The organism is Enterobacter sp. E12, assembly GCF_014596715.2.
Taxonomy (GTDB): domain Bacteria; phylum Pseudomonadota; class Gammaproteobacteria; order Enterobacterales; family Enterobacteriaceae; genus Enterobacter; species Enterobacter bugandensis.
The window spans coordinates 3962456-3976515 of the sequence record NZ_CP115601.1; the positions used below are offsets into that span (position 1 = coordinate 3962456).

The window sequence follows — 14060 nt, forward strand, 5'->3', positions numbered from 1 at the left end:
ATCTTCACATCAGGGTAGCTATAGTGTCGCCCCTTCGCAGCCCCCGGGGCAGTAAGCGAAGGCAGCGCAGTCAATCAGCAGGAAGGTGGCATGTCTGCACAACCCGTCGATCTCCAGATTTTTGGCCGTTCACTGCGAGTGAATTGTCCACCTGAACAAAGGGATGCTTTGAATCAGGCTGCGGACGATTTGAATCAGCGGTTGCAAGATCTAAAAGAACGCACTAGAGTCACAAATACTGAGCAGCTGGTTTTCATCGCCGCGTTGAACATCAGCTATGAACTGACTCAGGAAAAAGCGAAGACCCGCGATTACGCGGCTAGCATGGAGCAGCGCATTAAAATGCTCCAGCAGACCATTGAACAGGCGTTGCTTGATCAAGGTCGCAATCCCGAAAGACCGGGACCAAAGTTTGAATAACACTTCGCAGTTGACTATGGTAGAGTAACTGTGAAGACAAAATTTCTCTGAGATGTTTGCAAGCGGGCCAGTCCCCTGAGCCGATATTTCATACCACAAGAATGTGGCGCTCCATGGTTGGTGAGCATGCTCGGTTCGTCCGAGAAGCCTTAAAACTATGACGACACATTCACCTTGAACCAAGGGTTCAAGGGTTACAGCCTGCGGCGGCATCTCGGAGATTCCCTCTCTCTTCTTCTACCGACTACCATGACTCAATTCCCTGAAGTTTCTGCTTCACGCCAGGACATCCGTCAGCTCATTCGCCAGCGTCGTCGCGCCTTAAGCGTCGAACAACAGGCACACTTTGCGCAGCAGGCCGCCGCCCGCATGATGGCCTATCCGCCCGTGGTGATGGCAAATACCGTCGCGCTCTTTCTCTCGTTTGACGGCGAACTGGACACCCAGCCGCTTATCGACCAGCTCTGGCGCGCCGGGAAAAAAGTTTACCTGCCGGTACTGCATCCGTTCAGCCGGGGCAATCTGCTGTTTCTGCACTACCATCCGCACAGCGAGCTGGTGGTGAATCGTCTGAAAATCACCGAGCCGAAACTCGACGTGCGCGACGTACTCCCGCTGTCCGAGCTGGACGTGCTGATTACGCCGCTGGTGGCGTTTGATGAGCAGGGACAGCGCTTAGGCATGGGCGGGGGGTTCTATGACCGAACGCTGCAAAACTGGCAGCAGTACAGGCTGCAGCCGGTAGGCTACGCGCATGATTGTCAGTGCGTGGAGGCGTTGCCGGTGGAGAAATGGGATGTGCCGCTGCCGGCGGTGGTAACGCCAGGTAAAACGTGGCTTTGGTAGCATAAAGCCGGGTGGCGCTTACGCTTACCCGGCCTACAAAAGCTCAACGTAGGTCGGGTAAGGCGTAGCCGCCACCCGACACCACAGACCGCACTATCAGTACAACAGGCGCGCGCGAATCGTTCCCGGTATGGCCTTCATGCTCTGCAGCGCTTTCTCAGCAACATCTTCATCGGCTTCAATATCGATAACCACATAACCCATCTGCGAGTTGGTTTGCAGATACTGGGCGGCAATGTTAACGCTCTGCTCGGCAAAAATCTGGTTGATGGCGGTCAGCACGCCAGGACGGTTTTCGTGGATGTGCAGCAGACGACGACCGCCGTGCAGCGGCAGAGACACTTCCGGGAAGTTCACCGCAGAAAGCGTTGAACCGTTGTCGGAATATTTGCTCAGCTTACCCGCCACTTCCAGACCAATATTCTCCTGCGCTTCCTGAGTAGAACCGCCGATGTGCGGCGTCAGGATCACGTTGTCGAATTCGCACAGCGGAGAGTTAAACGGATCGCTGTTGGTGGCCGGTTCCGTCGGGAACACGTCGATGGCCGCCCCCGCCAGATGCTTACGCTTCAGCGCATCGCACAGCGCAGGGATATCGACCACCGTACCACGCGCGGCGTTGATCAGCAGAGATCCCGGCTTCATCAGCGCCAGCTCTTCCGCGCCCATCATATTTTTGGTGGAGGCGTTTTCCGGCACGTGCAGGCTGACCACGTCGCTCATGTTCAGCAGGTCAGAAAGATGCTGTACCTGCGTCGCGTTACCCAGCGGCAGCTTGCTTTCGATATCGTAGAAGTAGACGTGCATCCCCAGCGATTCCGCCAGGATCCCCAGTTGGGTACCGATGTGGCCGTAGCCGATGATACCCAGTTTTTTACCACGGGCTTCGTATGAGCCCGCGGCCAGTTTGTTCCACACGCCGCGGTGCGCTTTGGCGTTAGCTTCCGGGATACCGCGCAGCAGCAGCAGCAGCTCGCCAATCACCAGCTCCGCCACGGAACGGGTGTTAGAGAACGGGGCGTTAAAGACCGGGATACCGCGTTTTGCGGCAGCGTTTAGGTCGACCTGGTTGGTGCCGATGCAGAAACAGCCAATAGCAACCAGCTTTTCTGCCGCGGCAATCACGTCTTCAGTCAGGTGGGTACGGGATCGCAGGCCAATGAAGTGGGCATCACGGATGGCGGCTTTCAGCTCTTCCGTGTCCAGCGCGCCTTTGTGAAATTCGATGTTGGTGTAACCCGCCGCACGAAGGCTATCAAGCGCTTTCTGATGCACGCCCTCGACCAGCAGGAATTTAATCTTGTCTTTCTCCAGTGATACCTTTGCCATTTCCCCGACCCTGTTTTTATCTGAACTGATGTTGTGCTGGATTGAAATCCGCTGTAGCCAACATATCAAAAAAAACTATTGCAGCAATATGAACGTTTGCGTCGGCACTCTGAAGAAAAGTCATACAGGGCAAAATGACAGAGTAAAATGCTGAGGAAATTTACAAACGTGGCAGGATCGGCAAAAGAGGCGGAAAAGCGTGACACAAGTCACCAAATTTAGCTTTTCAAAAATTTTTTAGCGGGGGGAGCACTCCCCCCGTCAGATCATTTTACGATGGTTTTCACACCGTCAGCCGTACCGATCAGCGCCACATCCGCGCCGCGGTTGGCAAATAATCCTACGGTGACGACGCCTGGAATGCCGTTGATGGCGTTTTCCAGCGCAATCGCGTCGAGAATCTCCAGACCGTGAACATCGAGGATGACGTTACCGTTGTCGGTGACCACGCCCTGACGGTATTCCGGACGGCCGCCCAGCTTCACCAGCTGACGGGCAACCGCACTGCGCGCCATCGGGATCACTTCAACCGGCAGCGGGAAATTACCCAGAATGTCGACCTGCTTGGAGGCATCCGCGATGCAGATGAACTTGTCCGCCACGGAGGCGATGATCTTTTCACGGGTCAGCGCCGCGCCGCCGCCTTTGATCATCTGCATATGGCCGTTGATTTCATCCGCGCCATCAACGTAAATGCCCAGACGATCCACTTCGTTGAGATCGAAAACGGTAATGCCGAGGCTTTTCAGCTTTTCCGTGGACGCATCGGAGCTGGAAACCGCGCCCTCGATCTGCCCCTTCATCGTGCCCAGTGCATCGATAAAGTGCGCCGCCGTTGACCCCGTACCAACACCGACAATGGTCCCTGGCTGTACGTACTGGAGAGCGGCCCATCCTACTGCTTTTTTCAGTTCATCCTGCGTCATGATCGTTTTGCCTGTGGTGTGAAAACTCAGGGCGCATTATAGAACACGTCGAATGGATTTCGTCTGCCAGGAAGGGAAAATTGTGTCATAGTGCAGATTAAGCAAAATTTAGGAGCCAGCCAGAGCAATGAAACGTCCGGACTACAGAACACTACAGGCACTTGATGCAGTTATTCGTGAACGCGGCTTTGAGCGCGCAGCGCAAAAGCTGTGCATCACCCAGTCCGCCGTATCACAGCGTATCAAACAGCTTGAAAACATGTTCGGGCAGCCGCTGCTGGTGCGTACCGTGCCGCCGCGCCCAACGGAGCAAGGGCAAAAGCTTCTCGCCCTGCTGCGTCAGGTTGAACTGCTGGAAGACGAGTGGCTGGGTGACGAACAAACGGGTTCCACGCCGCTGCTGCTCTCGCTGGCGGTGAACGCCGACAGTCTGGCGACCTGGCTGCTGCCGGCCCTTGCGCCGGTGCTGGCCGACTCCCCTATCCGCCTGAATCTTCAGGTCGAAGATGAAACCCGCACCCAGGAACGCCTGCGTCGCGGCGAAGTGGTTGGGGCGGTCAGTATCCAGCCTCAGGCCCTGCCAAGCTGTCTTGTCGATCAGCTCGGCGCGCTCGACTACCTGTTTGTCGGTTCAAAAGCCTTTGCGGAGCGCTACTTCCCGAATGGCGTCACCCGCGCCGCGCTGCTGAAAGCCCCTGCCGTGGCGTTCGACCATCTGGACGATATGCACCAGGCGTTTTTGCAGCAAAACTTCGACCTGCCGCCGGGCAGCGTGCCGTGTCATATCGTTAACTCGTCCGAAGCTTTCGTGCAGCTGGCGCGTCAGGGCACCACCTGCTGCATGATCCCGCATTTACAGATTGAGAAAGAGTTGAAAAGCGGTGAGCTGATTGACCTGACGCCGGGGCTGTATCAGCGCCGGATGCTCTACTGGCACCGTTTTGCGCCAGAAAGCCGCATGATGCGCAACGTGACTGATGCGCTGCTGGCGTTTGGACATAAGGTGTTGAGACAGGATTAAAATGAAAAGCCGGGTGGCGGCTACGCCTTACCCGGCCTATTGATTATTGTGCAGGTTTCGGCTGTGCTGCAACGGGTTCCAGCTGGAACACCACATCAACCTGATCGTCGAACTGAATCGTTGGCTGCTCGTAGGTTTCCTGAGCAGAAACCGGCGCGGCGTCCGCCTTCATCATCCGAACCATCGGGCTTGGCTGGTAGTTAGAGACGTGGTAACGCACGCTGTAAACCGGGCCGAGCTTGCTCTTGAAGCCAGACGCCAGCTGTTCCGCCTGATGAATGGCATCATCAATCGCCGCTTTACGCGCTTCGTCTTTGTATTTCTCCGGTTGCGCAACGCCCAGTGAGACAGAACGAATTTCATTCAGCCCCGCTTTTAACGCGCCATCAAGCAGCGAGTTAAGCTTATCAAGCTGACGCACGGTCACTTCCACGGTGCGCACGGCACGGTAGCCTTTCAGGATACTTTTGCCGTTCTGGTAGTCGTAATCGGGCTGGGTACGCAGGTTCGCAGAGCTGATGTCTTTTTTAGCAACACCGTTCTGTTCCAGGAAAGAGAGATATTGCGCAACACGATCGTCTGCCTGTTTTTTGGCGGAAGCGGCATCTTTCGCCGCCACATTCACTTCAATTGCCAGGGTTGCAACATCCGGTACCGCGTCCACGCTTGCGGTGCCTGACGTGACGATGTGCGGGCCATCCGGCAGTTCACTTGCCTGCGCCGACACCGCACCGAAACTTACTAATGCCGCGAGGGCCATCACTTTAAACTTCACTGTCATTCCTCCATGTTGCGAAGAGTGCCCTAACAACAGGGCTCATGCCAGCAAGCTTAGCGGGTCTTGCTCAGTTGTCCATAAGACAAGGATTAGTTGAACAATTCCTGGACGTGGTGAATGCCCTCTTTTGCCAGCTGAAAAGCAATGAACCACATCACCAGCCCCACCAGGGTATTAATAATGCGCTGGGCTTTGGCAGTCCGCAGACGAGGCGCCAGCCATGCCGCCAGAATGGCGAGACCGAAGAACCAGAGGAAAGAGGCGCTGACCGTGCCGAGCGCAAACCAGCGTTTCGGCTCAACGTCCAGCTGTCCGCCCAGGCTGCCCAGCACTACGAAGGTGTCGAGGTAGACGTGCGGATTTAGCCAGGTGACCGCCAGCATGGTGACGATAATCTTCCAGCGGCCCTGCTTCATGACTTCCGCGCTCGCCAGTTCGAGGTTGCTGCTCATCGCCGTTTTCAGGGCACCGAATCCGTACCACAGCAGAAACGCCACGCCACCCCAGGTCACCAGCGCCAGCAGCCAGGGGGACTGCATCAGCAGCGCGCTGCCGCCAAAAATGCCGGCGCAAATCAGCAGCAGATCGCTCACCGCGCACAGCAGGGCAATCATCAGATGATACTGGCGGCGAATGCCCTGATTCATCACGAAGGCGTTTTGCGGGCCGAGCGGAAGGATCATGGCCGCACCTAAGGCAAGCCCTTGAAAATAATAAGATAGCATGACGATTTTCTCGCAGTGTTGTTCTGGAGGCTGACTATACTGCGCGAATCACATTAGATGAAATGGATAATATTAATTGGGTATTAGCGGAGCTTATGAAAGTAAAGCCCGGTGGCGCGAGCGCTTACCGGGCCTACGGGTGACGTTATTCTGCTTCTTTGACTTTTTTGACGTTTACGTCCATCTGCGGGTAAGGGAAGCTGATGCCGTTGGCGTCGAAATCGCGCTTGATTCGCTCCAGCACATCCCAGTAAACGTTTTGCAGATCGCTGCTTTTGCTCCAGATACGCACCACGAAGTTAATAGAGGAAGCACCCAGTTCGTTCAGGCGAACCGTCTGCTCGCGGTCCTTCAGAATGCGGTCGTCAGAGGCGATGATATTTGCGATCAGCGACTTCACCTGATCGATATCGGAATCATACGCCACGCTGATGATGAGCTCGTTACGACGCACCGGCTCGCGGGAGAAGTTAATGATATTGCCCGCAATGATTTTCCCGTTCGGGACTACCACAATGCGACCATCAACGGTACGCAGGGTGGTAGAGAAAATCTGTACCTGCAACACGGTACCGGCGATGCCGCCAAGGTCAACATATTCACCGGAACGGAACGGACGGAAAGTCACCAGCAGTACGCCCGCCGCCAGGTTTGAAAGCGAGCCCTGCAGTGCCAGACCAATGGCCAGACCGGCGGCACCGAGAACGGCAATCACGGAGGCGGTTTGCACCCCAACACGGCCCAGCGCGGCAATCAGCGTGAAGGCGATAATGCCGTAGCGCACCAGTGCGGAGAGGAAGTCAGCCACCGTGGCGTCAATGTGTCGTGCGACCATCACACGGTTGACGGCGTTCGACACGATACGCGCCACGATCATCCCGACGATGATGATGGCAATCGCCGCGACAATGTTCACGGCATAGCTCAGCAGCAGGGCCTGGTTGCGCACCAGCCAGTTACCGGCGTTATTGATGCTGTCTACAACATCGAGTTGTTCCATTTATTCTTCCTTTTGTTAAACCAAAACACAAAATCCATCCCCCATGGAGACAGGCAGGTCAGTAAAGGGTAAACAAAAAGCACCGGCTTTGCCAAACAGATCACAAAAACAGGTCTGACAGGGTATTGAAAAAGCATAAAAAAAGGCCCGCATTTGCGGGCCTTCTGATGCTGTCAGCAGCTCAAATTACAGAACGTCGATTGCGTTCAGTTCTTTGAAAGCCTGCTCCAGACGGGTCACCATGGACGTCTGAGCAGCGCGCAGCCATACGCGTGGATCGTAGTATTTCTTGTTCGGCTGGTCTTCGCCTTTCGGGTTGCCCAGCTGGCCCTGCAGGTAAGCTTCGTTCGCTTTGTAGTACTGCAGGATACCGTCCCAGGTTGCCCACTGGGTGTCGGTATCGATGTTCATTTTCACTACGCCGTAGCTTACGGAGTCTTTGATTTCCTGAGCAGAAGAACCGGAACCGCCGTGGAAGACGAAGTTCAGGCTGTTGTGCGGCAGGTTGTGTTTCTTAGACACGTATTCCTGAGAATCACGCAGGATGGTCGGGGTCAGAACCACGTTACCTGGCTTATAAACGCCGTGCACGTTACCGAAGGACGCTGCAATGGTGAAGCGCGGGCTGATTTTGCTCAGCTCGGTGTAAGCGTAATCAACGTCTTCTGGCTGGGTGTACAGGGCAGAAGCGTCCATGTGGCTGTTGTCCACGCCGTCTTCTTCACCACCGGTGCAGCCCAGTTCGATTTCCAGGGTCATGCCCATTTTGGCCATGCGTGCCAGGTACTTAGAGCAGATCTCGATGTTTTCTTCCAGAGACTCTTCGGACAGGTCAATCATGTGAGAAGAGAACAGTGGCTTACCGGTTGCCGCGAAGTGTTTTTCACCCGCGTCCAGCAGACCGTCGATCCACGGCAGCAGTTTCTTCGCGCAGTGGTCAGTGTGCAGGATAACTGGAACACCGTAGTGTTCAGCCATCTGGTGAACGTGGTGCGCACCAGAGATAGCACCCAGGATAGCAGCACCCTGAGGAATGTCAGTTTTCACGCCTTTACCTGCGATGAACGCAGCGCCGCCGTTAGAGAACTGAACGATAACCGGTGCTTTAACTTTTGCAGCGGTTTCCAGTACGGCGTTGATGGAGTCGGTACCTACGCAGTTAACTGCTGGCAGAGCGAAGTTGTTTTCTTTAGCTACCTGGAACACTTTCTGTACGTCATCACCAGTGATAACGCCAGGTTTTACGAAATCAAAAATTTTAGACATGTTGCTTAGTCCTGTATCTTCGGCCGTTAGAAAAGGTGCGAGCTCTTAAAAGCGCGCTGAAAATTGGGCAGGTTTCCCTGCCCTTGAATGGCTTACTTCTTAGCGCGCTCTTCGAGCATTGCTACTGCTGGCAGTACTTTGCCTTCCACGAATTCGAGGAATGCGCCGCCACCAGTGGAGATGTAGGAGATCTTGTCAGCGATACCGAACAGGTCGATTGCTGCCAGGGTGTCACCACCGCCTGCGATAGAGAACGCTTCGCTGTCTGCGATTGCGTTAGCCACGATTTCAGTCCCTTTGCGGAAGTTCGGGAATTCGAACACGCCAACAGGACCGTTCCACAGGATAGTTTTTGCGTTTTTGAGGATTTCAGCCAGTTTCTGTGCAGAAACGTCGCCCAGGTCCAGAATCTGCTCTTCGTCTTTGATGTCGTTTACTGATTTCAGGGTCGCGGTTGCGGTTTCGGAGAACTCAGTCGCCACGCGAACGTCAGTTGGAACCGGGATATCACAGGTACCCAGCAGGCGTTTGGCTTCGTCAACCAGGTCTGCTTCGTACAGGGATTTACCCACGTTGTGGCCCTGAGCGGCAACGAAGGTGTTCGCGATACCACCGCCCACGATCAGCTGGTCAGCGATTTTAGACAGGGAATCCAGAACGGTCAGTTTGGTAGACACTTTAGAACCACCAACGATAGCGACCATTGGGCGAGCAGGTTCTTTCAGTGCTTTACCCAGTGCTTCCAGTTCGTCAGCCAGCAGAGGACCCGCACACGCGACGTCTGCGAATTTACCGATACCGTGGGTAGATGCCTGCGCACGGTGCGCAGTACCGAATGCATCCATCACGAATACGTCGCACAGTGCAGCGTATTTTTTGGACAGGGTTTCGTCGTCTTTCTTTTCGCCTTTGTTGAAGCGAACGTTTTCCAGAACAACCAGCTCACCTTCGGCAACGTCTACGCCGTCCAGGTAATCTTTCACCAGGCGAACCGGGTTGGACAGTTTGTCTTTCAGGTAATTAACAACCGGCAGCAGAGAGAACTCTTCGTTGTACTCGCCTTCAGTTGGACGGCCCAGGTGGGAGGTGACCATCACTTTAGCGCCCTGCTTCAGAGCCAGTTCAATGGTTGGCAGAGATGCACGGATACGCGCGTCGCTGGTCACTTTGCCATCTTTAACCGGTACGTTCAGATCGGCACGGATGAAAACGCGTTTACCTGCCAGATCCAGATCGGTCATCTTAATTACAGACATGGTGAATCCTCTCGTTGATTCTTAAAGTTTTGCAAGCGCAAGGTGCGCTCTACCTGAAACCTTTTGCGGCCATGGCTAACGTGGTGTCGAGCATTCGGTTAGCAAAGCCCCATTCGTTATCACACCAGACCAGCGTCTTGATAAGGTGCGCACCACTGACTCGCGTCTGCGTGCCATCCACGATGGCGCTGTGCGGGTCGTGGTTAAAATCTACTGAGACCAACGGTAATTCCGTATAGTCAACTATACCATGAAATGCTCCCTGTGCCGCTTTTTGCAGCAACAGGTTGACTTCACAGGCTTTTACCGGTTTTTTCACCGTCACGCTGAGGTCGATTGCGGTGACGTTTATCGTCGGAACACGCACGGCAATCGCTTCGAAACGGTCATTAAACTGCGGGAAAATTCGGGTGATCCCTGCAGCCAGTTTCGTGTCCACCGGGATGATTGACTGGCTCGCCGCGCGAGTGCGTCGTAAATCCGGGTGATAGGCGTCGATAACCTGCTGATCGTGCATGGCGGAGTGAATCGTGGTTACGGTGCCGGATTCAATGCCATACGCATCGTCTAACAGTTTGATGACCGGAATAATGCAGTTGGTGGTGCAGGAGGCGTTGGAAACAATGCGGTGTTCGGCTTGCAGCTCATGCTGGTTGACGCCAAACACGACGGTCGCGTCGAGGTCGTGACTGCCGGGATGAGAAAACAGGACTTTTTTCGCGCCTGCTGTCAGATGCGCTTCGCCGTGTTCGCGGTTGCCATACACACCGGTACAGTCAAGCACCACATCCACACCCAGTTCACGCCAGGGTAGCCCGGAAATGCTGTTCTCATGCAGCACACGAATAGCGTCATCACCCACAAAAAGCTGGTCTCTTTCCTGGCGCACATCCCAGGCAAAGCGGCCGTGGCTGGTGTCATACTTCAATAAATGCGCCATGCCCGCAGCATCCGCCAGTTCATTGATTGCCACCACGGTGATTTCCGCCCGACGTCCGGATTCATACAAAGCACGAACCACATTACGCCCGATGCGACCGAAGCCATTAATCGCTACGCGTACGGTCATAGATCTCCTGCAAAGCAATCCCTGAGTTTGAGGTGGCTGAAAGAGTAATCCAGCGACGCCCGAAGGGGAATCTTTGCTATCACAAACTGCGATTGATTGGTCAATTGTCGAACATTTAATCGACTGAAACGCTTCAGCAAGAATAAGCGAATCGGGGAATAAAAGGAATGTCTGTCCAGATGAATAAGCGAGCTATATGACTTGCGTCACATTTTCGTTGGAATAATGACGCAAAAAAAGCCGGGTAAGCGCTAGCGCTTACCCGGCCTACTTTTGAGCCATTTGTAGGCCCGGTCAGCGTAAGCGCCACCGGGCAAAACGGCGATTACAGCAGTTCTTTCGCCTTAGCGACCACGTTCTCAACGGTGAAGCCGAACTCTTCGAACAGCTGTTCTGCCGGAGCAGACTCACCGAAGGTGGTCATACCGACGATAGCGCCGTTCAGGCCCACGTATTTGAACCAGTAGTCAGCAATACCCGCTTCCACCGCCACGCGAGCGGAAACCGCTTTAGGCAGTACGGATTCACGGTAAGCCGCATCCTGCTTGTCGAACGCATCGGTAGACGGCATGGAGACCACGCGCGCCTTCACGCCTTCGGCAGTCAGTTTTTCCCATGCAGCTACAGCCAGTTCAACTTCAGAACCGGTCGCGATGAAGATCAGCTCAGGCTGGCCCGCGCAATCTTTCAGCACGTAGCCACCGCGGGCGATGTTCGCCAGTTGCTCAGGGGTACGCTCCTGCTGCGCCAGGTTCTGACGGGAGAGGATCAGAGCGGTCGGGCCGTCCTGACGCTCAACGCCGTATTTCCACGCTACCGCAGATTCAACCTGGTCACATGGACGCCATGTGCTCATGTTCGGGGTTACACGCAGGGAAGCTACCTGCTCTACCGGCTGGTGAGTTGGACCATCTTCGCCCAGACCGATGGAGTCATGGGTGTAGACCATCACCTGACGCTGTTTCATCAGCGCAGCCATACGCACGGCGTTACGTGCATATTCCACGAACATCAGGAAGGTAGAGGTGTATGGCAGGAAACCACCGTGCAGAGCGATACCGTTCGCGATAGCGGTCATACCGAACTCACGTACACCGTAATGGATGTAGTTACCGGCAGTGTCTTCGTTGATTGGCTTAGAACCAGACCACAGGGTCAGGTTAGAAGGCGCCAGGTCAGCGGAGCCGCCCAGGAATTCTGGAAGCAGCGGACCGAACGCTTCAATCGCATTCTGAGATGCTTTACGGCTGGCGATTTTAGACGGGTTCGCCTGCAGCTTCGCGATGAATTCGTTGGCTTTCGCGTCGAAGTCAGACGGCATATCGCCTTTCATACGACGGGTGAATTCAGCCGCTTCCTGTGGGAACGCCTTCGCATAGGCAGCGAATTTCTCGTTCCAGGCCGCTTCTTTCGCCTGGCCCACTTCTTTAGCATCCCACTGAGCATAGATCTCAGACGGGATTTCGAAGGCAGGGTGTTTCCAGCCCAGTGCTTCACGGGTCAGTGCGATTTCCGCGTCGCCCAGCGGTGCGCCGTGGGAGTCATGGGTGCCCGCTTTGTTCGGAGAACCGAAGCCGATGATGGTTTTGCACATCAGCAGGGACGGTTTGTCGGTGACTGCGCGAGCTTCTTCTACTGCACGTTTAATCGAGTCAGCATCGTGGCCATCAACACCACGCACAACGTGCCAGCCGTAGGCTTCGAAACGTGCGGCGGTGTCGTCGGTGAACCAGCCTTCAACGTGACCGTCGATGGAGATACCGTTGTCGTCGTAGAACGCCACCAGTTTACCCAGTTTCAGGGTACCTGCCAGGGAGCATACTTCGTGAGAAATGCCTTCCATCATGCAGCCGTCGCCCAGGAAAGCGTAGGTGAAGTGGTCAACGATATCATGGCCAGGACGGTTGAACTGCGCCGCCAGGGTCTTCTCGGCAATCGCCATACCCACAGCGTTAGCAATACCCTGCCCCAGCGGACCGGTGGTGGTTTCTACGCCAGCGGTGTAGCCCACTTCCGGGTGACCTGGAGTTTTGGAGTGCAGCTGACGGAAGTTTTTCAGCTCTTCGATTGGCAGATCGTAGCCGGTGAGGTGCAGCAGGCTGTAGATCAGCATAGAGCCGTGGCCGTTAGACAGCACGAAACGGTCGCGGTCAGCCCATGCCGGGTTCTGCGGGTTGTGGTTAAGGAAATCACGCCACAGGACTTCGGCGATATCAGCCATACCCATAGGGGCACCCGGGTGGCCGGATTTGGCTTTCTGTACTGCGTCCATGCTCAGCGCACGAATAGCATTAGCAAGCTCTTTACGTGAGGACATTTTAACTCCAGATCGGACTGTTAAAGGCCATGCCCTTGACGACAGCGCGTTTTGGGCTACGCCGGAAAAAAGTGCCAACAATGTAACCCAAGCCGCAGGGCATGTACATGGACCATTCTTTTGCAGCTTAAGAAATCTCTGGATCATGCTCGCATGTTGCGCAATCTGCTCGCCCGCGCCTGTAGATATTCCTTATACTTATCCCGCCCCGGCTTCGTTGCGGGTGCACTTTTCGGATTTTATTCAGTTTAACGAGTACGGAAGCAACCTCATGAAAATGCGTGCAATAGTGCTGGCCTTGGGTACAACGCTCGTGCTGAGCGGCTGTCAGAATATGGACTCTAACGGTCTGATGACCTCAGGTGCAGAAGCCTTTCAGGCCTACTCCCTGAGCGACGCGCAGGTTAAAGCGCTGAGCGATCAGGCCTGTAAAGATATGGACGGAAAAGCCACGCTTGCGCCGGCTGACAGTACCTACACACAGCGTCTGAATAAGATTGCTTCCGCGCTCGGCGATAACATCAACGGCCAACCGGTGAACTACAAGGTTTACATGGCGAAAGACGTCAACGCCTTCGCGATGGCTAACGGCTGTATCCGCGTCTACAGCGGGCTGATGGATATGATGACCGACAACGAAGTGGAAGCGGTTATCGGCCATGAAATGGGTCACGTTGCGCTCGGCCACGTGAAGAAAGGGATGCAGGTTGCCTTAGGCACCAACGCCATTCGCGCGGCGGCGGCCTCTGCGGGCGGTATCGTTGGCAGCCTGTCGCAGTCACAGCTTGGCGACGTCGGGGAAAAGCTGGTTAACTCTCAGTTCTCCCAGCGTCAGGAGTCCGAAGCGGATGACTACTCCTACGATCTGTTGCGCAAACGCGGCATTAATCCATCCGGTTTAGCCACCAGTTTCGAAAAACTGGCCAAGCTGGAAGCGGGTCGCCAGAGCTCCATGTTTGATGATCACCCGGCCTCAGAAGCGCGCGCACAGCATATTCGCGACCGAATGGCCGCTGACGGAATTAAATAATTTTTGAAGGAGGCAATTTTGCCTCCTTTTTATTTCGCATGAATTGCTAACTAAATCGCACGTATCGGTAACACCTC

Annotated in this window: 13 protein-coding genes and 1 other RNA gene; 5 read left to right on the forward strand and 9 right to left on the reverse strand. The window is 55.0% G+C overall.

The features are described 5' to 3' along the window. Window positions 1-90 precede the first annotated feature (90 nt). From zapA to IB212_RS18895, 3 genes are all read left to right on the forward strand, one after another. The gene (gene zapA, locus IB212_RS18885; protein WP_006811891.1) at window positions 91-420 is read left to right on the forward strand and encodes a cell division protein ZapA; all 330 of its coding nucleotides are present in this window, start codon (window positions 91-93) and stop codon (window positions 418-420) included. Window positions 421-461: 41 nt separating this feature from the next. Beyond that, a non-coding RNA gene (gene ssrS / locus IB212_RS18890) (6S RNA) lies at window positions 462-645 on the forward strand. Window positions 646-669: 24 nt separating this feature from the next. Further along, window positions 670-1266: a 5-formyltetrahydrofolate cyclo-ligase gene (locus IB212_RS18895; protein ID WP_041908348.1), complete on the forward strand. Its 597-nt coding sequence runs from the start codon at window positions 670-672 to the stop codon at window positions 1264-1266. Window positions 1267-1362: 96 nt separating this feature from the next. On the opposite strand, the gene serA is transcribed toward IB212_RS18895, so the two are convergent. Continuing rightward, the gene (serA, locus tag IB212_RS18900) at window positions 1363-2595 is read right to left on the reverse strand and encodes a phosphoglycerate dehydrogenase (RefSeq protein WP_041908347.1); all 1233 of its coding nucleotides are present in this window, start codon (window positions 2593-2595) and stop codon (window positions 1363-1365) included. A gap of 266 nt (window positions 2596-2861) precedes the next feature. After that, entirely contained in the window at window positions 2862-3521 is a 660-nt protein-coding gene (gene rpiA, locus IB212_RS18905) for a ribose-5-phosphate isomerase RpiA (RefSeq protein WP_003860091.1), read from the reverse strand. A gap of 127 nt (window positions 3522-3648) precedes the next feature. Here rpiA and argP point away from each other — a divergent pair, with 127 nt between their 5' ends. Continuing rightward, window positions 3649-4542 carry a DNA-binding transcriptional regulator ArgP gene (gene argP, locus IB212_RS18910; protein WP_003860089.1) on the forward strand — a complete coding sequence of 298 codons (894 nt, stop codon included), beginning with the start codon at window positions 3649-3651 and terminating at the stop codon, window positions 4540-4542. A gap of 43 nt (window positions 4543-4585) precedes the next feature. Here argP and IB212_RS18915 read toward each other — a convergent pair whose 3' ends face one another. From IB212_RS18915 to tkt, 7 genes are all read right to left on the reverse strand, one after another. Then, entirely contained in the window at window positions 4586-5317 is a 732-nt protein-coding gene (locus IB212_RS18915) for an oxidative stress defense protein (RefSeq protein ID WP_028014336.1), read from the reverse strand. Window positions 5318-5409: 92 nt separating this feature from the next. Continuing rightward, a complete protein-coding gene (gene argO / locus IB212_RS18920; RefSeq protein WP_021242063.1) occupies window positions 5410-6045 on the reverse strand; it encodes an arginine exporter ArgO in 636 nt (211 codons plus the stop codon). A 145-nt stretch (window positions 6046-6190) separates the two neighbouring features. After that, a complete protein-coding gene (gene mscS, locus IB212_RS18925) occupies window positions 6191-7045 on the reverse strand; it encodes a small-conductance mechanosensitive channel MscS (protein WP_003860082.1) in 855 nt (284 codons plus the stop codon). 186 nt (window positions 7046-7231) lie between these two features. Then, a complete protein-coding gene (fbaA, locus tag IB212_RS18930) occupies window positions 7232-8311 on the reverse strand; it encodes a class II fructose-bisphosphate aldolase (RefSeq protein WP_041908346.1) in 1080 nt (359 codons plus the stop codon). A gap of 92 nt (window positions 8312-8403) precedes the next feature. Next, window positions 8404-9567, reverse strand: coding sequence for a phosphoglycerate kinase (gene pgk, locus IB212_RS18935; RefSeq protein WP_028014337.1), 1164 nt, complete (start codon window positions 9565-9567; stop codon window positions 8404-8406). 49 nt (window positions 9568-9616) lie between these two features. Continuing rightward, on the reverse strand, window positions 9617-10636 hold the full coding sequence (gene epd, locus IB212_RS18940) for an erythrose-4-phosphate dehydrogenase (RefSeq protein WP_041908345.1): 1020 nt from the start codon (window positions 10634-10636) through the stop codon (window positions 9617-9619). Between the two features lie 325 nt (window positions 10637-10961). Further along, window positions 10962-12953, reverse strand: coding sequence for a transketolase (gene tkt / locus IB212_RS18945; RefSeq protein ID WP_041908344.1), 1992 nt, complete (start codon window positions 12951-12953; stop codon window positions 10962-10964). Between the two features lie 271 nt (window positions 12954-13224). On the opposite strand from tkt, the gene IB212_RS18950 reads away from it, so the two are divergent. After that, on the forward strand, window positions 13225-13983 hold the full coding sequence (locus IB212_RS18950) for a M48 family metallopeptidase (protein WP_028014340.1): 759 nt from the start codon (window positions 13225-13227) through the stop codon (window positions 13981-13983). The last annotated feature ends 77 nt before the right edge of the window (window positions 13984-14060 follow it).

Bases quoted from the DNA above. Each gene is read 5' to 3' on its own strand.
- mscS (WP_003860082.1), bottom strand. From the start codon at position 7,045: ATGGAACAACTCGATGTTGTAGACAGCATCAATAACGCCGGTAACTGG.
- argP (WP_003860089.1), top strand. From the start codon at position 3,649: ATGAAACGTCCGGACTACAGAACACTACAGGCACTTGATGCAGTTATT.
- serA (WP_041908347.1), bottom strand. From the start codon at position 2,595: ATGGCAAAGGTATCACTGGAGAAAGACAAGATTAAATTCCTGCTGGTC.
- epd (WP_041908345.1), bottom strand. From the start codon at position 10,636: ATGACCGTACGCGTAGCGATTAATGGCTTCGGTCGCATCGGGCGTAAT.
- tkt (WP_041908344.1), bottom strand. From the start codon at position 12,953: ATGTCCTCACGTAAAGAGCTTGCTAATGCTATTCGTGCGCTGAGCATG.
- argO (WP_021242063.1), bottom strand. From the start codon at position 6,045: ATGCTATCTTATTATTTTCAAGGGCTTGCCTTAGGTGCGGCCATGATC.
- zapA (WP_006811891.1), top strand. From the start codon at position 91: ATGTCTGCACAACCCGTCGATCTCCAGATTTTTGGCCGTTCACTGCGA.
- IB212_RS18895 (WP_041908348.1), top strand. From the start codon at position 670: ATGACTCAATTCCCTGAAGTTTCTGCTTCACGCCAGGACATCCGTCAG.
- fbaA (WP_041908346.1), bottom strand. From the start codon at position 8,311: ATGTCTAAAATTTTTGATTTCGTAAAACCTGGCGTTATCACTGGTGAT.
- rpiA (WP_003860091.1), bottom strand. From the start codon at position 3,521: ATGACGCAGGATGAACTGAAAAAAGCAGTAGGATGGGCCGCTCTCCAG.
- IB212_RS18950 (WP_028014340.1), top strand. From the start codon at position 13,225: ATGAAAATGCGTGCAATAGTGCTGGCCTTGGGTACAACGCTCGTGCTG.
- pgk (WP_028014337.1), bottom strand. From the start codon at position 9,567: ATGTCTGTAATTAAGATGACCGATCTGGATCTGGCAGGTAAACGCGTT.